Below are 18,860 nucleotides of genomic sequence, written 5' to 3' on the forward strand. Positions count from 1 at the left end.
CCGGCAGCACTACAAGAACCGGGCATTATAAGCGGCATCGCCAACCAGATGTTGTGCGTTTGGGCTCTGTACGAAAAGTCGGTGAGCGCCGCCGATTAGCGTAAAGGGCCGGGCCTGTTTTGCCGCGAGACGGCGTTACTCGCCACTCATCTGGAATGACCAGACTTCGAGGCGCCTGCCTTGCCTCGCGGCAAAACGGGCGCCGGCGCGGCCGTGCTGAAACGGCAACAGACCCTAATCGTTGCGTGCGCCGCCGTAGTAACCACACCCGCGCACGGTCGTGCCATTGACGCGCAACTCGGCGCTCAGGTGGCGCACCGCACCGTTCTTGCTGTCGACGCAACGCTGCGGTGCAACCCAGAGTTCGACGCGCTGGCCGTTGGCTTCGCTGCTGAGGTTGAAGCGTCCATCGGGCAGTTGTTCTTCGAGGTAGGGCAGGGCGACGGGCGGCTGCCCGGCGACGTCGATGATCATGCCCTTGCCGCTGACATTGACGCTCCAGACTGGATCAAGGCCTTCGGCGTGCAGGGTCAGGCGCTTGAAGTTGGGGTCTTCGCAGGCGGTTCCGGTGCGTTCGACGCGGTACAGCTGGTGAAGATCAAGCTGGCCGTCGCTGCCGGCGGCCTTGCTGGCCGTGAAGTGGCCGCGCAGGTCGGCGAACACGCGGTTCTGGCTGTCCGCCAGGCTTGCCGCCTCCTGCAGGATGCCGGTAGCACCGCGATCGAGCACGACATAGCGGCGCCGCTCATGGCAGGGTTCGAACAGCAGCTTTCCGGCTTCGCCGGTGAGGTCGCCCTGCATGCGGACCATGCTGGCCGTGGACACCCTGGCAGGCGCCTGCGATTGCAGCCCCAGCCATTGGCAGCCGGCGAACAGGGGCAACAGGGAACATACAAGGGCGGTGCGAACAACGGACATGGGCAGCCTCCAGACAGGAGGTGCCACGTTACGCAGGGTGGGAATGGATCTCAAGAGGGAAGCGTGCGATGTCAGGCATTGTTCATTCATGTTTTTCGCGGCTGAAGCCGCTCCTACCAATGATGCAAGTCGTAGGAGCGGCTTCAGCCGCGAACAAGGCGCAAGGACTCAACCGCCCAGATACGCCTCGCGCACTTTCGGGTCGGTCAGCAATTGCTCGCCCGAGCCCTCCATCACCACCCGGCCGTTTTCCAGTACATAGGCGCGGTCGGCGATTTTCAGGGCCTGGTTGGCGTTCTGCTCGACCAGGAACACCGTCACGCCATCGCGGCGCAGTTGCTCGATGATGTCGAAGATCTGCTGGATGATGATCGGCGCCAGGCCCAGCGATGGCTCATCGAGCAGCAGCAGCTTGGGCTTGCTCATCAGCGCCCGGCCGATGGCGAGCATTTGCTGCTCGCCGCCGGACATGGTGCCGCCGCGCTGGCTGAAGCGCTCCTTCAGGCGCGGAAACAAATGCAGCACCTTGTCCATCTGCTCCTGATAGTCGCCCTTGTCGGTGAAGAAACCGCCCATGGCCAGGTTTTCCTCGACGGTCAGGCGGGCGAACACGCGGCGGCCTTCAGGCACCACCGCAATGCTCTTGCGCATGATCACCGAAGACTCCTGGCCGACCAGTTCCTCGCCCAGGTAGCGGATGTTGCCGCTGTGGGCCCGCGGTGAGCCGCACAGGGTCATCAGCAACGTCGATTTGCCGGCACCGTTGGCACCGATCAGGGTGACGATCTCGCCCTTGCGCACCTCGACATTGACGCTGTGCAGCGCCTGGATCTTGCCGTAGAAGGTCGAAACGTTCTCGAACTGGAGCATTTACGCTTCCCCCAGATAGGCTTTGATGACGTCCGGATTGTCACGGATCTCCTGGGGCACCCCATTGGCCAGGGGCGTGCCCTGGTTGATCACGAAGATGTGGTCGGAAATGCTCATGACCAGCTTCATGTCGTGCTCGATCAACAGCACCGTGGCGTTGTGATCATTGCGCAGCACGCCGATCAGGGCCTTGAGGTCTTCGGTTTCGCGCGGGTTGAGGCCGGCGGCCGGCTCGTCGAGCATCAGGATGCGCGGGCGGGTCATCATGCAGCGGGCGATTTCCAGGCGCCGTTGCTGACCGTAGGCCAAGGTGCCGGCCGGACGGTTGGCAAATTCCTTGAGGTTGACCGCTTCCAGCCAGTACTCGGCGTATTCCATGGCCTCGCGCTCGCTGCGGCGAAACGCCGGGGTCTTGAAAAGGCCGGCCAGGAAGTTGGTGTTCAGGTGGCGGTGCTGGGCGACCAGCAGGTTTTCCACGGCGGTCATTTCCTTGAACAGGCGCACGTTCTGGAAGGTGCGCACCACGCCCTTGCGGGCGATCTGATGCCCGGCCAGGCCCTGGATCGGCTCGCCGTCGAGCAGGATGGTGCCGGAGGTCGGCTTGTAGAAGCCGGTCAGGCAGTTGAACACCGTGGTCTTGCCGGCACCGTTGGGGCCGATGATCGACACGACCTGCTTTTCATTGACGGTCAGGGCCACGCCGTTGACGGCCAGCAGGCCGCCGAAGCGCATGGACAGGCCCGAGGCCTGCAATAGTGGGCGGCTCATTTGCGCAGCTCCATATGAGGACGTTGCATGGGCAGGAAGCCTTGAGGACGCCAGACCATCATCAGCACCATCAGGGCGCCGAACATCAACATGCGGTATTCGCTGAATTCACGCATCAGTTCAGGCAGCAGGATCATCACGATCGCGGCCAGGATCACGCCCAGCTGCGAGCCCATGCCGCCCAGCACGACAATGGCCAGGATGATGGCCGACTCGATGAAGGTGAATGATTCCGGGGTCACCAGGCCTTGGCGTGCGGCGAAGAAGCTGCCGGCGAAACCGGCGAACGCTGCGCCCAGGGTGAAAGCCGACAGTTTGATGATGGTCGGGTTCAGGCCCAGCGCGCGGCAGGCGATCTCGTCCTCGCGCAGCGCTTCCCAGGCACGTCCGATGGGCATGCGCAGCAGGCGGTTGATCACGAACAACGCCACCAGCGCCAGCATCAGCGCCACCAGGTACAGGAAGATCACCTTGTTGATCGAGTTGTACGGCAGGCCGAAGAACTCGTGGAAGGTCTGCATGCCTTCAGCGGCCTTGCGCTCGAACGACAGGCCGAAGAAGGTCGGCTTCTCGATGTTGCTGATGCCGTTGGGGCCGCCGGTGACGCTGGTCATGTTGCGCAGCAGCAGGCGGATGATCTCGCCGAAGCCCAGGGTCACGATGGCCAGGTAGTCACCGCGCAGGCGCAGCACCGGAAAGCCCAGCAGAAAGCCGAACAGTGCCGCCATCATCCCGGCGATCGGCAGGCAGATCCAGAAGCCCCAGCCCAGGTAGAACGACAGCAGGGCGTAGCTGTAGGCACCCACGGCGTAGAAGCCTACATAACCCAGGTCCAGTAAGCCGGCCAGGCCCACCACGATGTTCAGGCCCAGGCCCAGCATCACGTAGATCAGGATCAGGGTGGCGATGTCCACCGCGCCGCGCGAGCCGAAGAACGGCCAGACCAGCGCGACCATGACCATGGCCAGGATGATCCAGCGCTGGGTGCTCGGCAGGGTCAGGAAATTGCTGGCCTTGGCCGGCACCACCGGCAAGCCGGGCGAGGAGCGCCACAGGGCCGCAATCTGTTCGTGGAACAGGACGCGCAGGAAGATCACCAGGGCGCAGCCCAGGATGATGGCGATGGTCGAGCTGCTGGCATTGAGGACGGTCAGGTTGACCCCGACGATCTCCAGCTTCAGGCCCAGTACCGGGTAGGCGACGGCGAGCACCAGCAAGGCACTGAAAAACGCCGATTTGAGATTCTTGCTCATACTTTTTCAACCTCCGGACGACCCAGCAGGCCCGTCGGGCGGAACAGCAACACCAGCACCAGCAGGCTGAACGCCACGACATCCTTGTACTGGTCGCCGAATACATCAGCACCAAAGGCTTCGGCAATGCCCAGCACCAGGCCACCGAGCATGGCGCCGGGAATGCTGCCGATGCCGCCCAGGACCGCCGCAGTGAACGCCTTGATACCCACCAGGAAACCCGCGTTGGGGTTGATCACCCCGTACTGCATGCTCAGCAGCACGGCCGCCACGGCCGCCAGGGCCGCACCGATCACGAACGTCAGGGCAATGATGTTGTTGGTGTTGATACCCAGCAGGTTGGCCATCTTGATGTCTTCGGCGCAGGCGCGGCAGGCACGACCCAGGCGCGAACGCGAGATGAACCAGGTCAGGGCCAGCATGGTGATCACGGTGACCACGAAGATCAGCACCTGCATGTAGGAAATGACCACTTCATGGGTACTGGCCGAGCCGAACACGAAGTTGCCCGGAATCAGGTTGGGGATCGACTTGTCCTTGGAGTCCTGCGACAGCAAGACCGTGTTCTGCAGGAACAGCGACATGCCGATGGCGGAAATCAGCGGAATCAGCCGGTTGCTGCCGCGCAGCGGCCGGTAGGCGACCCGTTCGATGGTGTAGCCGTAGGCACTGGTCACCACGATGCTGGCCACGAAGGCGGCGGTGATGATCAAGGGCAGACTGCCCAGGCCCATCATGGTCAGGCCCGCGATGGCGATGAACGCCACGTAGGAACCGATCATGTACACCTCGCCGTGGGCGAAGTTGATCATGCCGATGATGCCGTAGACCATGGTGTAGCCAATGGCGATCAAGGCGTAGGTGCTGCCAATGGTCATGCCATTAACCAGCTGTTGAAAGAAGTGATAGATGTCTATCTCGGGCATTACAGCGCTCCTGAAAACCTGCACGTCAGTCGTTGTGTGCTTGCGCGCGTGGTATCGCTCCACGTTGGCACAAGCCCGCTGAGCCTCGGGCACGGCTTCGAGTTGTTCGGGTACGTGTGGCGTCTTGTGGACGCCATGCACCTCGCAAAACAAAGCCCACTGCGATTGCAGTGGGCTCTGGTATTCATCGAAGGGGTGAAATCACTTCACTGGCGCTTCGGTCTTGGTGCCGTCCTTGTGCCAGGTGTAGACCACGAACTTGAAGTCCTTCAGGTCGCCCTTGTCATCGAAGGCCAGCTCGCCGGTCGGCGTCTTGAAGGTGTTGGCGCGCAGGGCGGCCGCGACCTTGTCGGTGTCTTCGCTCTTGGCCAGGGTGATGGCGTCGGCGATGACCTGCACAGCAGCGTAGGACGGGAACACGAACGGGCCGCTGGAATCTTCCTTCTTGGCCTTGAACGCATCGACCAGCGCCTTGTTGGCCGGGTCCTGGTCGAACGAAGCCGGCAGGGTGACCAGCAGGCCTTCGGAGGCATCCTGGGCGATCTGCGAGATCGACGCGTTACCCACGCCTTCAGGACCCATGAAGCCGGCCTTCAGGCCTTTTTCCTGGGCCTGGCGCAGGATCAGGCCCAGCTCCGGGTGGTAGCCGCCGTAATAGACGAAATCGACGTTGGCCTGCTTCATCTTCGCGATCAGCGAGGAGAAGTCCTTGTCGCCGGCATTGACGCCTTCGAACAGGGCGACCTTGATGCCGTCTTTTTCCAGGGTCTGCTTGACGGCCGTGGCGATGCCTTCACCGTATTGCTGCTTGTCGTGAATGACGGCCACGACCTTGGGCTTGACCTGCTTGGCAATGTAGTTGCCGGCGGCCGGGCCCTGGGCGCTGTCCAGGCCGATGGTGCGGAACACCAGCTTGTAGCCACGGGCGGTGAGTTCCGGGCTGGTGGCGGCTGGCGTCACCATGATGATGCCTTCGTCTTCGTAGACATCCGAAGCCGGCTGGGCAGAGCTGGAGCACAGGTGGCCGATGACGAACTTCACGCCATCGTTGACGATCTTGTTGGCCACGGCGACCGCTTGCTTGGGATCGCAGGCATCGTCGTACTCGACCGCTTCAAGCTTCTTGCCATCGACACCGCCCTTGGCGTTGATCTGCTCGATGGCCATCTTGGCACCGCTGAACTGCATGTCGCCGTATTGGGCTACAGCGCCGGTCTTGGGGCCTGCGATGCCGATCCTGATGGTATCGGCCGCGAACGAATGGCTTGCAACGCCTGCCATTACCAGTGCCGCAAACAGCTTGGAAAGCTTCTTGGTACCCTTGATCATGATGCTCCACTCTTGCGTTGTAGTTTTTATAATCCTGACGGCCAAGGCTGCAGGACCGGATGGGGTGCGACCGGTCTTTCCCGCCCTGCCAACTGTACCGGCACAGTTTAGAGTGCCGCTGGATCGATTGAAAAGCTGGCAGTTCGGATAAGAATCGCTGCATGTCGCCTGATCGACAGGAAATTACATAATTACGCTGTCATGTCCGGCTTTCGACGCGTTGTCTGCAGCCGTTCAGGTGAGATGCGGTGTTACTGGTGCCACGTGGGTGCAGCCTTTCGCTACGGTGTCGACACGGTCAGGCGTTGATCTTCAGTGCCGTCGAAAAGCCGTAATTGCCCGCGTATGCGGATGTTGCCGGTGTTTATCCGGAAAAGGCGGCGCTATGATTACGTCGATTTTTCACTCGGTAAAACCCATGAACCAAGAACCAAGCACCCTCTATGCCAAAATCCTCGGTGAGACGGCGATTATTCCCTGGCATCAATTGCAACCATTCTTTGCAAAGGGTGCCCTGTTGTGGGTCGACGCTGCGCTTGACCTGATCGCGGTGGGCGAGGCGCTGGCCGAAGACAAGGCTGCCACCCTGGCGACCTGGATGGAGGCCGGGCAAGTGGCCAAGGTGTCTGAAACAAGGGCGCTGGACTTCTTCGAACGTGATGCGCAGCTGTGGGCCGTGGTGGTTTCGCCCTGGATCCTGATCCAGGAAAGGGCAAGCAGCTGATTAATGCGCCTTTTTGGTGCGTATTGATGCGCTGTTATGGTGTCTTGCCAGTCTGTCTTCAATCCGACCACCGTGTGCGCTTGGTGCGTAGCGGATTGCCTGACGCACGATGGCCTGTCGGTACAGGCAGGTCGCTGAACAGGTCCAGTGACCTGGGCTCATTGTCCTCCAGGAGCCGGTCCTGCAGCATCAGGGTGGCCGGCCACAGGCTGGCGGCCTCACGCTGGTTCATCTGCGTGATCATCGGCAGCAGGCGCTCCAGCGGTTGCGGCTTGCTGAACAGATAGCCCTGCACATAGTCGCTGGCGTACTGGCTGAGAAACTCCAGCTGTGCCGGTGTTTCGACGCCTTCGGTAACCACCTTTAGCTGCAGGGTATGGGCCATGACGATGATTGCATGAACGATTTCCATGTCCTGGGGCGAGCGGGGAATGTCCTGAATGAATGAGCGATCAATCTTCAAGGTGTCCAGCGGCAGGCGCTTGAGGTAGGCCAGCGACGAGTAACCGGTGCCGAAATCGTCGATCGACAATGACACGCCCAGGCTGCGGATGTGTTTGAGCAGCACGATGGTGTTGCTGATATTGCCCATCAGGGCGTTTTCGGTCACCTCCAGTTCCAGCCGCCCCGGCGCGACGTCGGCCTGGCGCAGTGCGTCCTCGACTTCATCACCCAGTTCTTCGCGTGCCAGGTTCAGGGCCGAGCAGTTCACCGCAATGATCAACCGCTCGAACCCGTCCAGGCGCAAGGCGCCCAGATCCTTGCAGGCCCGACGCAGTACCCAGTTGTCCAGTTCGGCGATCAGGCCGTTGGCTTCGGCAATGCCGATGAAGCGATCCGGGGTCAGCAGGCCATGTTGCGGATGTTCCCAGCGCACCAGCGCTTCGAGCTTGGCCACATGCCCGGTACGCAGGTCGATGATGGGCTGGTAATACACCTGCAGGCCGGTTTCCTCGCGCAGGGCATTGCGCAGTTCTTCTTCCAGGTGCAGTTCCAGGCTGGCCTTGGTCTTGAGTGCGGGGTTGAAGAAGTTCGCCCGGTTGCGGCCGTTGCCCTTGGACTGATAAAGGGCAAGGTCGGCATGCTTGAGCAGTTCGTCGGTGGTCGAGCCGTCGCGGGGAAACACTGCAATGCCGATACTGGTGGTCATCACCATGCGACGCCCGGACAGGGCGATAGGCTCTTTCATTTTCTGCATGACCCGATTGGCCAGGTGCCTGGCCTCTTCGTAATGCGGGATGCTGATCAGGATGCAGAATTCATCGCCGCCAAAACGGGCGACCACGTCCTGTACGCGGGTGGCGCTGCGGATGCGCTCGGCGATCACCTTGAGCAGCTCATCGCCGGCATCATGGCCCAGGCTGTCATTGATGCGCTTGAAGTGGTCGATGTCCAGAAACATGACGGCCAGCAGGCCTTGTGTCGTGGTGTGCTCGGCGAGCCTTTCGGCAAACAGCTGGTTGAAACCGCGACGGTTGACCAGGTTGGTCAGCGGGTCGTAATGCGCCACTTGCTGCAGCGATACCCGGGCCTGGTCGAGCTGGGTGAGCAGGGCGTTGACCCGCTGCAGGTCACGCTCCTTGCCTTGCAGCTTCTTGTCGGCCATCGCGGCGCTGATGCTGCCGGCTATGATCAGCAAGGTAATGGTGGCCAAGGTCAGGCCCAGTTGCTGACTGTTCTCGGTATTGGGCAGTTGCGGGACGCTGCCTTCGGGCAGCACCAGGTGCAGGGCATGCATGCCGACCAAGTGCATGGCCAGCAAGCCGGCGCCCAGCAGCACGCTGGCGCCATAGCGGAACAGCTGATGAAACAGGCCACGGTTCTTGCGCAGCAACCGGGGAGCCACCAGCAGCGCTGCACTGGCCAGGATCGCCACAAGGATCGACAGGCCAAACAGGGTCGGCTCGTAATGCTGGCGGGCGTCGGAGCGCATGGCCGCCATGCCGACATAATGCATGGCACTGATGGCCAGACCGATCAGCACAGCGTTGAACACCATGCTGGGAATCGTCAGGGTGTCCTGGCACAGGCTGCGGATCGCCAGCGCACCGGCAAACAATACGATCAGCAGCGAGACAAGCGTAATGCCCAGGTCGAAGGTGATGTTCAGCGGGGCCTGGAACGCCAGCATGCTGATGAAATGCATGGCCCAGACACCGCCAGCCAGGCACAAAGCGCCCAGGCATTTCCATAGCCGCCGGGTATGCCGGGCCTCGACATGAATGGCCCGGTCGGCGATATCCACCGTAGCAAAGCACGCCGCACAGATCACGCCATAGGCCAGCGCCACCAGAAAGACATTGTGGTTGCAGTCGATCAGCACTTGTCCCGTCGTCGGCAGGCCGACAAACACATGCAACCCCGGCCATTCCATAGCGAGCCCTATCTGTTCACTGCAGGGTCGCCAAGGGCGCAAAGCCGCTCCTGTGGCGAGTCGAGTACCAGTATAGAAGCTGATAAAAACTCGCCAGCTCCATCGGAGATTAATTTGTCTGCAATTAATCTGCCGGGGTGGATTGAACCGGGAGGAGAGGGCGTGAGGGTTTAGTAACGAATGTTTACAGACTATGCCCGGTCGTTGCCCGGGATCATGGCCTAGGCTGAGTACGCCGCTGTATCAACCTGATCGCACCGCAAGGATGCCTGCATGAACAAACCCCTGCCGGATGGATCCACCCAGGCCAGCAATGCCTGGCGTGTGCTGTTTCTCTTGTTCCTGGCCAACCTGTTCAATTTTTTCGACCGGGCCATCCCCTCGATCGTCACCGAGCCCATTCGCCTTGAGTGGCACCTGAGCGACTTTCAACTGGGGCTGATGGGCACCGCCTTCACCCTGGTGTATGCCATTGCCGGCCTGCCGCTGGGGCGCCTGGCCGATAACGGCTCACGCAAGGCGATCATGGGCGGCGGCCTGGCCGTGTGGAGCGCGCTGACCGCGGTCAATGGCATGGTCAGCAGTTTCTGGGCGTTCGTGCTGGTGCGCATGGGCGTGGGCATCGGCGAGGCCAGTTATGCGCCAGCGGCCAATTCGTTGATTGGCGACCTGTTCCCGGCCCGGCGCCGGGCACGGGCCATGGGCATCTTCATGCTGGGCCTGCCGCTGGGCCTGATGCTGGCGTTCTTTACCATCGGGGCGATGGTCAAGGCCTTCGACAGCTGGCGCGCACCGTTTTTCATTGCCGCCGTGCCGGGCCTGATCCTGGCGTTGTTCATGCTTTTCATTCGCGAGCCACAGCGGGGCGCGGCAGAGGGTGGGGTGATGTCGCAGGCCAGGATCGAGCGGCCCATCCGTCGGCTGCTGGGCATTGCCACCTTCCGCTGGCTGATGCTGGCAGGGCTGGCCTACAACTTTGCTGCCTATGCCTGCAATTCGTTCATGGTGCCGATGCTGCAGCGCTATTTCCAGGTGTCCTTGCAGGAGGCGGCCGTGGCCACCGGGGTAATCGTCGGCGTGACCGGTCTGTTTGGCCTGACACTGGGCGGGGTGGTGGCTGACAAGCTGCACGAGCGCTCGATCACCGGGCGTCTGTGGTTTGCCGCCTTCAGCATGCTGGTGGCCACCCTGGCCACCGGCTATGCCCTGCACGCGGGGCTGGTGGCCATCACCTTGTTCGTGGCGGTGTTCAGCCTGGGCTGGCTGTTTGCCTATAACTTCTATACCTGCGTCTATCCGGCCATTCAGGACGTGGTCGAGCCCCGCTTGCGGGCGACGGCCATGGCGTTGTTCTTTGCCGGGTTATACCTGCTGGGCGGTGGCCTGGGGCCGGTGATGGTAGGACTGCTGTCTGACCATTTTGCCCAACAGGCGATGCTGGCCGCCGGCGCCACGCAGATGACCGAAACCTTCAAGGCGGTCGGCCTGCATGGCGCCCTGTACCTGATCCCGGCCGCCTTGCTGGTGACCCTGGTGTGCCTGCTGCGGGCTACCCGCAGCTTCGGACGCGACGCCGAAGCGATGCAGGCCAGGATGTAACAATAACCGCTCGACCTGTAGGAGCGCGCTTGCCCGCGACCGAGTGCGTAGCGCTCGCAAAATTTGTGTGGCCGCTGAAAATTTACGACTGCTAACGCAGCCGGTCGCGGTGGTCCGGCATTCCGGCAAGCGCGCTCCTACCTGGCCCCGTGTCGGCTGCGCAACAGCGCGCCGCCTTGGCGCGCCGCCTTGGCGTGGCACCAGGGCGGCGGGTAATCTTCTACAGGGCCGTTTCAAGCACAAGAAATCAGCCGGCCACCAGCACGCGGATCGATTCCAGGCGCAGTGCGGCCTTGTCAAGCATGGCCAGGCCTTGCTCGCGCAGCTTGCGCAGGGCTTCCAGTTCGCTGTCGCGCACGGTCGGGTTGACCGCTTGCAGGGCGGTCAGGCGCGCCAGTTCTTCTTCGGTGTCGGCGGCCAGGCGACGCTGGGCCTCGGCCACGCGCTCGGCATGACGCGGGGCGATCTTGGCTTCGCCGGAGTTGATCTTCGGTGTCAGCACATCGCGCTGCGCCTGGATGAACTTGTTGGCGCTGGCCCGTGGCACGCTTTCGAGCTGGTCATTAAGGGTGTTGAACGACACCCGGCCCGACAGGTCGTTGCCGTTGCCGTCCAGCAGGCAGCGCAGTGCCGCCGGTGGCAGGTAGCGACCCAGTTGCAGGGCGCGCGGGGCGACCACTTCGCTGACGTAGATCAACTCCAGCAGCACGGTGCCCGGCTTGAGCGCCTTGTTCTTGATCAGGGCCACGGCGGTGTTGCCCATCGAGCCGGACAACACCAGGTCCATGCCGCCCTGCACCATGGGGTGTTCCCAGGTAATGAACTGCATGTCTTCGCGGCTCAGCGCCTGGTTGCGGTCGTAGGTGATGGTCACGCCTTCGTCGTCGCCGAGCGGAAAGCTGGCATCGAGCATCTTTTCGCTGGGCTTGAGGATCAGGGCGTTTTCCGAATGGTCTTCGCTGTCGATGCCAAAGGCGTTGAACAGGGTTTCCATGTAGATCGGCAGGGAGAACTGGTCGTCCTGCTCGAGGATCGCCTCGACCAGTGCTTCGCCTTCGCCAGCACCGCCGGAGTTGAGCTCCAGCAAGCGGTCGCGGCCGCTGTGCAGCTCGCCTTCGAGGCGCTCGCGTTCGCTGCGGGCCTCATCGATCAGGGCTTGCCACTGCTCATCGTCACCGCCTTCGAGCAGCGGCAGCAGGCGCGGGCCGAACTGATGCTGCATGGCGTTGCCGGTCGGGCAGGTGTTGAGGAAGGCATTGAGCGCTTCGTGGTACCACTGGAACAGCCGCGCCTGCGGGCTGGTTTCCAGGTACGGCACGTGCAGTTCGATGGTGTGCTTCTGGCCGATCCGGTCCAGGCGGCCGATGCGCTGCTCCAGCAGGTCGGGGTGCGAGGGCAGGTCGAACAGCACCAGATGATGCGCGAACTGGAAGTTGCGGCCTTCGCTGCCGATTTCCGAGCAGATCAGCACCTGGGCGCCGAACTCTTCGTCGGCGAAGTAGGCTGCTGCACGGTCGCGCTCCAGGATGTTCATGCCTTCATGGAACACCGTGGCCGGGATGCCGGAGCGCACGCGCAGGGCGTCTTCCAGGTCCATGGCGGTTTCGGCGTGGGCGCAGATCACCAGCACCTTGACGCGCTTGAGCATTTTCAGGGTGTCGATCAGCCACTCGACCCGCGGGTCGAAGCGCCACCAGCGTTGCTCGTCACCCGTGTCGGCCTGGGCCTGGAAGCTGACTTCCGGATACAGGTCGGCATGCTCGCCCAGCGGCAGTTCCATGTACTCGTCCGGGTTGGGCAGCGGGTAGGCGTGCAACTGACGTTGCGGGAAACCCTGCACGGCGGCACGCGTGTTGCGGAACAGCACGCGGCCGGTGCCGTGACGGTCGAGCAGTTCGCGGACCAGCCGCGCCTTGGCTTCGTCGTCGCCGGCATTCACCGCCTTGATCAGGGTTTCGCCTTCGTCGCCCAGGAAACCCACGATGGTGGCCGTGGCTTCGGCCGACAGCTTGCCCTGGTCGAGCAACTGCTGGACGGCTTCGGCAACCGGGCGGTAATGCTCGCTCTCGGCGCGAAAGGCTGCCAGGTCATGGAAGCGGTTCGGGTCAAGCAGGCGCAGGCGTGCAAAATGGCTGTCCTGGCCCAGTTGTTCCGGGGTTGCGGTCAGCAGCAGCACGCCGGGGATGACTTCGGCCAGTTGCTCGACCAGCGAGTATTCGCTGCTGGCCTTGTCTTCGTGCCAGACCAGGTGGTGAGCCTCGTCGACCACCATCAGGTCCCAGCCGGCGGCAAACAGCGCGTCCTGGGCCTTTTCGTCCTCGACCAGCCACTCCAGCGCCACCAGCGCCAGTTGGGTGTCTTCGAACGGGTTGCTGGCATCGCTTTCGATGAAGCGTTCACTGTCGAACAGCGCGACCTGAAGGTTGAAGCGACGGCGCATTTCCACCAGCCACTGGTGCTGGAGGTTTTCCGGTACCAGGATCAGCACGCGATTGGCGCGGCCGGACAGCAACTGGCGGTGGATCACCAGGCCTGCTTCGATGGTCTTGCCCAAACCCACTTCGTCGGCCAGCAGGACCCGCGGCGCAATGCGGTCGGCCACTTCACGGGCGATGTGCAACTGGTGCGCGATCGGCTGGGCGCGTACACCGCCCAGGCCCCACAGCGAGGATTGCAGCTGGCGGCTGGTGTGCTCCAGGGTGTGGTAGCGCAGCGAGAACCAGGACAGCGGGTCGATCTGCCCGGCAAACAGGCGGTCGGTGGCCAGGCGGAACTGAATGAAGTTCGACAACTGGGTTTCCGGCAGGGTCACCAGCTCGTTCTGGCTGTTGAAGCCGTGGTAGACCAACAGGCCGTCGACGTCTTCGACTTCGCGTACGGTCAGCTTCCAGTTGTCGAAATGGGTGATCAGGTCACCAGGGGAGAAGCGCACGCGGGTCAAGGGCGCGTTGCGCAGGGCGTACTGGCGGGTGTCGCCAGTGGCCGGATAGAGCACGGTCAACAAGCGGCCGTCCTGTGCCAGAACGGTGCCTAATCCCAGCTCGGCTTCGCTGTCGCTGATCCAGCGTTGCCCCGGTTGATACTGCTGCGCCATGCTGCCTGTCTCCGCGATGAAAAAGCGGGCTATGGTAACGGAACCTGCTGCCCAAGACCAAAGGCGACATGAAAAAACCGCAGGTTTTCGCTTGTCGAGACACTCATCCTGTCAGTCAGGGGCACTAATAGCTTAAAACGTAGTCGAAAAGTTTCTGCCGTAAAGGCTGATGGGTGCCCTCAAGTTGAGGAAGTGGCCGCCGAAAGCCTGACAACAGGAGAACAAACCATGTTGCAACCGATGCTTCCTTTAAGTGTGGTCCCTGTGACCTCGCAACTGGACCCGGCCAAGCGCTTGCCGGACGTCCCTCCTGTTGCGCCGGTGCAACCGAGTTCCAGCGAGACCGCCATCGACCTGCGCTACGAAGACGCCGAGCGCTCGGCATTGCTGCTGCGCGAAGAGCAGGAGCGTCAACAGCGCCAGCAACGTGGCGATGCACCGCCCGAACACGATCATGACGACGAACTGCTGGTTGTTCCCGGCAACTCGCTCAATGCCGACAACACCGTACCGGTGGTGCCGCTGATCGACAATGAGCCGCGCCAGGGCTTGTGGGTGGACGTCGAGGTCTGATACATCTGGCCGCGTCGATGCGATGACGCATCATTGAGCCCGGTCCCAGCCCCGTTGTCAGAGAACTGCCCGTCATGAGCGATGAAGCCCAACTGATCGATTTCAGCGCCGAGCGCGCCAAGCGCATCCATGATGCCAACGACAAGCGCCTGAACGAGATGCGCAAGGCTTTCGAGCAGGTCATGCCGCTGAGTAGCAAGAAAAAGCCGAAGAAGCCGAAAAAGCGCTGAATCCCCACCTTTGCTACCCGGCGCCAGCCCCCTCGGCTGGCGCCGGGCACACTCGTATCCTGTGCCAAGCCTCCCGCCAACCTGACGGATCACTGATCCAGGTCAATACCTGCCCGTACGCCCCGGATTAATCTTGCTCCATCGAACAGCAACACACCGGAGGAAGGCCATCATGTTCCTGGAAAATTCGGACACCGTCGTCACCGTAGGCTACGTCACCCTGACCATGCTGGCCTTGTTCTTCACCGGCATGGGGCTGTTTATCTGGAAAGACTCGCGGTCCTGACAGGCGACGCTTTTCACAACGAGCACGCAAGGCATTTAGGGCGACTTCGGTTGCCCATTTTTTTGCCTGACGTTTTTGGGGTGGCAGGCGCCTTGACTGGCTTTGGCGATCTTCGAGAGAGGGTTGGAACCTCTATTGCAGACCGACACGACCAGCAGGACCAACCCTCATCAACACGGCAGTCCTGCAACGGCCTGCCTGACTATCAACCGAAGGAAATGTCCGGCAATACCGTCAGCTCAACGGTCTGCTGCTTGCGCGGTGCCAGGATCTCGGCTTCGCCGTCGACCACCAGTTCTTCGTTCTGGTTGAACACACGAGTGGCGATGCGCACGCGGAACTTGGGCAGCTTTTCCAGGATTTCCAGGCGCACGGTCAGGGTGTCGCCCAGTTTCACCGGTTTCTGGAAGGTCATGGTCTGGCCGATATAAATGGTGCCAGGTCCTGGCAGCTCGCAGGCCACGGCGGCGCTGATCAGGGCGCCGCTGAACATGCCATGGGCGATACGCTCCTTGAACATGGTCTTGGCCGCATACTCGGCGTCTAGGTGCACCGGGTTGTGATCGCCGGACATGGCGGCGAACAACTGGATATCGCGTTCTTCAACGGTTTTGCTGTAGCTGGCGGTCTGGCCGACTTCAAGGGCTTCGTAGGGCGTGTTGGTGACCTGGGTCATTCGTTTATTTATCCTGACTATTAAAAGAAAAGGCCGAGACGTCATTCGGCTCTGGGCGGTCGTGGTTGTTCAATGGCCCACTGCAGCCAGTCGATCACGTCACGCATGACTTCATCACGGTTAACTTCGTTGAACAGCTCATGGCGGGCGTCGGGGTAGAGTTTAAGCTGCAAGGCCTGATGCCCCACCCCGGTCAAAACATGGGCCAGTCGTCTCAGACGCTTGCCGTGGCTGACCGGATCACATTCGCCGCCGATAATCAGCAGCGGCAGCTGCGGGTCGATCTGCGCCAGGCTCGAAGGCTTGCTGATTTTCGTCAGCCCCCACAGCAGGTCGAGCCACAGCTGATTGGTGCAGCGAAAGCCGCACAAGGGGTCCTGAACGTAGGCATCGACCTCTTGCGGGTCGCGGCTCAGCCAGTCAAAGCGGGTGCGTGCGGGCTTGAACGCCTGGTTGAAGGTGCCGAACGACAGCGCGTCGATCAGGGCGCTGCGGCCACGCGGGCCCTGACGCACCCGCTCCAGGCGTGCGATCAGGCGGGCGCTGCGGTACAGGGATGCCGGCTGGTAGTTCGAGCCGCTGAGAATGGCACCCTGCAGGCTGGCGCCGTGATGCATCAGCCAGGCCTGGGCGATGTAGCTGCCCATGCTGTGCCCGAGCAGAAACAGGGGCCGCTGCGGGTGCAGCTCTTCGAGTGTGCGGGCCATCAGCGCCAGGTCGCCCAGCACCTTGCTCCAGCCGTCCCGGTCGGCGTAATGCCCCAGCGTGCCCTGCGCGGCGGTCTTGCCATGGCCGCGCTGGTCGTGGGCATACAGGGCGATGCCTTGCGCATTCAGGGCCGCGCCCAGCCGTGCATAGCGGCCGCCGTGCTCGGCCATGCCATGCGACAGCATCACCACGGCGCGCACCTCGCCCGCCGGGACCCAGGCGTTGACGAACAGGCGGCAATGATCGGGGGTGTCGAGCCAGAAAGTCTGCTGTGTCATGGCGATGTCCGCGAGCGACGGCGATAGGGATCAGTGTATACCGACGCAGGTGGAACAGACTGCGCAACCGGGAGCATGATTCGGATCTGTCTGGATATTTTGTAGGGCTATTCGACAGGTATTCCCCAGGCCTTTGTGTGCACGCAGGATCTGTCACGCTTCTTCTGCCGGGCAGGAAGGTATAGGCGTGATGAGCTGCCAGGAAATTCGTGACTATTTGTTGATGTTTAGTCGCTTTTGTGACTGGTGATGACTCGTTTGCTGCTGGTCGCTGTTTGGCAAAGCTGCTAATCTCGGCCCGCTTTTTGACTCGTCATCAAGCGAAAGCGTGAATCGCATAATTCCAATACATTCACTCAGCATCGCCTGCGCGATGTGCAGAGTTCGCTGTCGCTAAGGAGCTGGCTTGCATGATCGAAAACTTCTGGAAGGACAAGTACCCCGCTGGTGTGGCTGCCGAGATCGATCCTGACGAGTATCCGAATGTCCAGGCCGTACTCAAGCGGTCCTGCCAGCGTTTTGCCGACAAGCCAGCCTTCAGCAACCTGGGCAAGACCCTGACCTATGGCGAGCTGTATGAGTTGTCCGGTGCCTTCGCCGCCTGGATCCAGCAGTACACCGACCTCAAGCCTGGCGACCGTATCGCCGTGCAGTTGCCCAATGTCCTGCAATACCCGGTGGCGGTGTTCGGGGCCATGCGCGCCGGCCTGATCGTGGTCAACACCAACCCGCTGTACACCGCCCGCGAAATGGAGCACCAGCTCAACGATTCCGGCGCCCGGGCGTTGCTGTGCCTGGCCAACATGGCGCACCTGGCCGAGAAGGTCGTGCCCAAGACCCAGGTCCGGCATGTGATCGTCACCGAGGTGGCCGACCTGCTGCCGACGCTCAAGCGCCTGCTGGTCAACAGTGTCATCAAGTACGTGAAGAAGATGGTCCCGGCCTATCACCTGCCACAGGCCGTGCGTTTCAACGATGCCCTGGCCAAGGGCCGTGGCCAGGCGATCAATGAAGCCTCGCCCGCCAGCGAAGACGTGGCCGTGCTGCAATACACCGGCGGCACCACCGGCGTGGCCAAGGGCGCGATGCTCACCCACCGCAACCTGATCGCCAACATGCTGCAATGTCGCGAACTGATGGGCTCGAACCTCAATGAAGGTTGCGAGATTCTTATCACCCCGTTGCCGCTGTACCACATCTACGCCTTTACCTTCCATTGCATGGCCATGATGCAGTGCGGCAACCACAACGTCCTGATCACCAACCCGCGCGATCTGCCAGCGATGGTCAAGGAGCTGTCGAAGTGGAAGTTCAGCGGCTTTGTCGGTCTCAATACCCTGTTTGTGGCCTTGTGCAACAACCAGGACTTCCGCAACCTCGATTTTTCCGCCCTGAAAGTCACGCTGTCTGGCGGCATGGCCTTGCAACAGGCGGTGGCCGAGCGCTGGAAGGCGGTCACCCAGTGCCCGATCTGCGAAGGCTATGGCATGACCGAAACCAGTCCGGTGGCCACGGTCAACCCGATCCAGAACATCCAGATCGGCACCATCGGCATTCCGGTGCCCTCGACCCTGTGCAAGGTGATCGACGACGCGGGCACCGAACTGGCCTTCGGCGAAACCGGCGAGCTGTGCATCAAGGGCCCGCAGGTGATGAAAGGCTACTGGCAGCGCGCCGAGGCTACCGACGAGATTCTCGATGCCGAGGGCTGGCTCAAGACCGGTGACATCGCGGTAATCCAGCCTGACGGTTACCTGCGCATCGTCGACCGCAAGAAGGACATGATCCTGATCTCCGGTTTCAACGTGTACCCCAACGAACTCGAAGACGTACTGGTTGCCTTGCCGGGCGTACTGCAATGCGCGGCGATCGGCGTGCCGGACGAAAAGTCCGGCGAGTCGATCAAGGTCTTCGTGGTGGTCAAGCCGGGCATGACCCTGACCAAGGAGCAGGTCATGGAGCACATGCGCGCCAACCTGACCGGCTACAAGGTTCCGCGCAGTGTCGAATTCCGCGATGCGCTGCCCACCACCAACGTCGGCAAGATCCTGCGCCGCGAATTGCGCGATGAAGAATTGAAAAAGCTGGGTGTGAAGAAATAGCACTGCCACGCCTTGCGGCGTGACAGTTGAATGATGGCGCCCCGGGCTCGCGAATGCAGGCTGTCAGGCACTGAAGGTGTTGAATGCACCGGCCTTTCGCGACCGCTGGTCGCTCCCACAGAAGGGGCGTCAGGCCTGGAAATCCTGCCCTG

The 18,860-nt window shown here is 62.0% G+C and carries 15 protein-coding genes and 1 pseudogene; 6 read left to right on the plus strand and 10 right to left on the minus strand.

Annotated elements, in window-relative coordinates; all coding sequences use genetic code 11:
* Positions 1 to 234 precede the first annotated feature (234 nt).
* From ASF84_RS02245 to ASF84_RS02270, 6 genes are all read right to left on the minus strand, one after another.
* Positions 235 to 918 (minus strand): COG3650 family protein, encoded by a 684-nt coding sequence (locus ASF84_RS02245; RefSeq protein ID WP_056834780.1) that lies wholly within the window; start codon positions 916 to 918, stop codon positions 235 to 237.
* A gap of 168 nt (positions 919 to 1,086) precedes the next feature.
* Positions 1,087 to 1,788 (minus strand): ABC transporter ATP-binding protein, encoded by a 702-nt coding sequence (locus ASF84_RS02250; RefSeq protein WP_056834782.1) that lies wholly within the window; start codon positions 1,786 to 1,788, stop codon positions 1,087 to 1,089.
* The gene (gene livG / locus ASF84_RS02255) at positions 1,789 to 2,556 is read right to left on the minus strand and encodes a high-affinity branched-chain amino acid ABC transporter ATP-binding protein LivG (RefSeq protein ID WP_056834784.1); all 768 of its coding nucleotides are present in this window, start codon (positions 2,554 to 2,556) and stop codon (positions 1,789 to 1,791) included.
* On the minus strand, positions 2,553 to 3,809 hold the full coding sequence (locus tag ASF84_RS02260) for a high-affinity branched-chain amino acid ABC transporter permease LivM (RefSeq protein ID WP_056834786.1): 1,257 nt from the start codon (positions 3,807 to 3,809) through the stop codon (positions 2,553 to 2,555). Before ASF84_RS02260 ends, livG begins: the two co-directional genes overlap by 4 nt.
* Positions 3,806 to 4,735, minus strand: a complete 930-nt coding sequence (gene livH / locus ASF84_RS02265; protein ID WP_056834788.1) for a high-affinity branched-chain amino acid ABC transporter permease LivH — start codon at positions 4,733 to 4,735, stop codon at positions 3,806 to 3,808. The genes ASF84_RS02260 and livH overlap by 4 nt, the downstream gene beginning before the upstream one ends.
* 201 nt (positions 4,736 to 4,936) lie before the next feature.
* Entirely contained in the window at positions 4,937 to 6,064 is a 1,128-nt protein-coding gene (locus tag ASF84_RS02270; protein ID WP_056834790.1) for a branched-chain amino acid ABC transporter substrate-binding protein, read from the minus strand.
* A 418-nt stretch (positions 6,065 to 6,482) separates the two neighbouring features.
* Here ASF84_RS02270 and ASF84_RS02275 point away from each other — a divergent pair, with 418 nt between their 5' ends.
* Entirely contained in the window at positions 6,483 to 6,788 is a 306-nt protein-coding gene (locus ASF84_RS02275) for a DUF2288 domain-containing protein (RefSeq protein ID WP_056835340.1), read from the plus strand.
* Between the two features lie 216 nt (positions 6,789 to 7,004).
* Here the strand turns inward: ASF84_RS02275 and ASF84_RS02280 are convergent.
* A pseudogene (locus tag ASF84_RS02280) lies at positions 7,005 to 9,162 on the minus strand (putative bifunctional diguanylate cyclase/phosphodiesterase); the annotation flags it as partial.
* 273 nt (positions 9,163 to 9,435) lie between these two features.
* On the opposite strand from ASF84_RS02280, the gene ASF84_RS02285 reads away from it, so the two are divergent.
* Complete coding sequence (locus tag ASF84_RS02285; RefSeq protein ID WP_056834794.1) at positions 9,436 to 10,761, plus strand: spinster family MFS transporter; 1,326 nt, start codon at positions 9,436 to 9,438, stop codon at positions 10,759 to 10,761.
* Positions 10,762 to 11,008: 247 nt separating this feature from the next.
* On the opposite strand, the gene rapA is transcribed toward ASF84_RS02285, so the two are convergent.
* Positions 11,009 to 13,855: an RNA polymerase-associated protein RapA gene (gene rapA / locus ASF84_RS02290; RefSeq protein ID WP_056834796.1), complete on the minus strand. Its 2,847-nt coding sequence runs from the start codon at positions 13,853 to 13,855 to the stop codon at positions 11,009 to 11,011.
* Positions 13,856 to 14,083: 228 nt separating this feature from the next.
* On the opposite strand from rapA, the gene ASF84_RS02295 reads away from it, so the two are divergent.
* The 3 genes from ASF84_RS02295 to ASF84_RS30030 all read left to right on the plus strand — a co-directional run bounded on the left by ASF84_RS02295 (position 14,084) and on the right by ASF84_RS30030 (position 14,944).
* Positions 14,084 to 14,428, plus strand: coding sequence for a hypothetical protein (locus ASF84_RS02295; protein WP_056834798.1), 345 nt, complete (start codon positions 14,084 to 14,086; stop codon positions 14,426 to 14,428).
* A gap of 74 nt (positions 14,429 to 14,502) precedes the next feature.
* The gene (locus ASF84_RS29435) at positions 14,503 to 14,658 is read left to right on the plus strand and encodes a hypothetical protein (protein ID WP_156684129.1); all 156 of its coding nucleotides are present in this window, start codon (positions 14,503 to 14,505) and stop codon (positions 14,656 to 14,658) included.
* 172 nt (positions 14,659 to 14,830) lie between these two features.
* Positions 14,831 to 14,944, plus strand: coding sequence for a hypothetical protein (locus ASF84_RS30030; RefSeq protein ID WP_056834800.1), 114 nt, complete (start codon positions 14,831 to 14,833; stop codon positions 14,942 to 14,944).
* A gap of 205 nt (positions 14,945 to 15,149) precedes the next feature.
* Here the strand turns inward: ASF84_RS30030 and ASF84_RS02305 are convergent, their stop codons facing one another.
* Together ASF84_RS02305 and ASF84_RS02310 are read right to left on the minus strand one after the other, a co-directional pair.
* Positions 15,150 to 15,620, minus strand: a complete 471-nt coding sequence (locus ASF84_RS02305; RefSeq protein ID WP_056834802.1) for a MaoC family dehydratase — start codon at positions 15,618 to 15,620, stop codon at positions 15,150 to 15,152.
* Between the two features lie 41 nt (positions 15,621 to 15,661).
* Complete coding sequence (locus tag ASF84_RS02310; RefSeq protein ID WP_056834804.1) at positions 15,662 to 16,606, minus strand: alpha/beta hydrolase; 945 nt, start codon at positions 16,604 to 16,606, stop codon at positions 15,662 to 15,664.
* 410 nt (positions 16,607 to 17,016) lie between these two features.
* Here ASF84_RS02310 and fadD1 point away from each other — a divergent pair, with 410 nt between their 5' ends.
* Complete coding sequence (gene fadD1 / locus ASF84_RS02315) at positions 17,017 to 18,708, plus strand: long-chain-fatty-acid--CoA ligase FadD1 (RefSeq protein WP_056834806.1); 1,692 nt, start codon at positions 17,017 to 17,019, stop codon at positions 18,706 to 18,708.
* The last annotated feature ends 152 nt before the right edge of the window (positions 18,709 to 18,860 follow it).

Origin of the sequence: Pseudomonas sp. Leaf127 (genome assembly GCF_001423155.1) — a bacterium.
GTDB lineage: Bacteria > Pseudomonadota > Gammaproteobacteria > Pseudomonadales > Pseudomonadaceae > Aquipseudomonas > Aquipseudomonas ovata.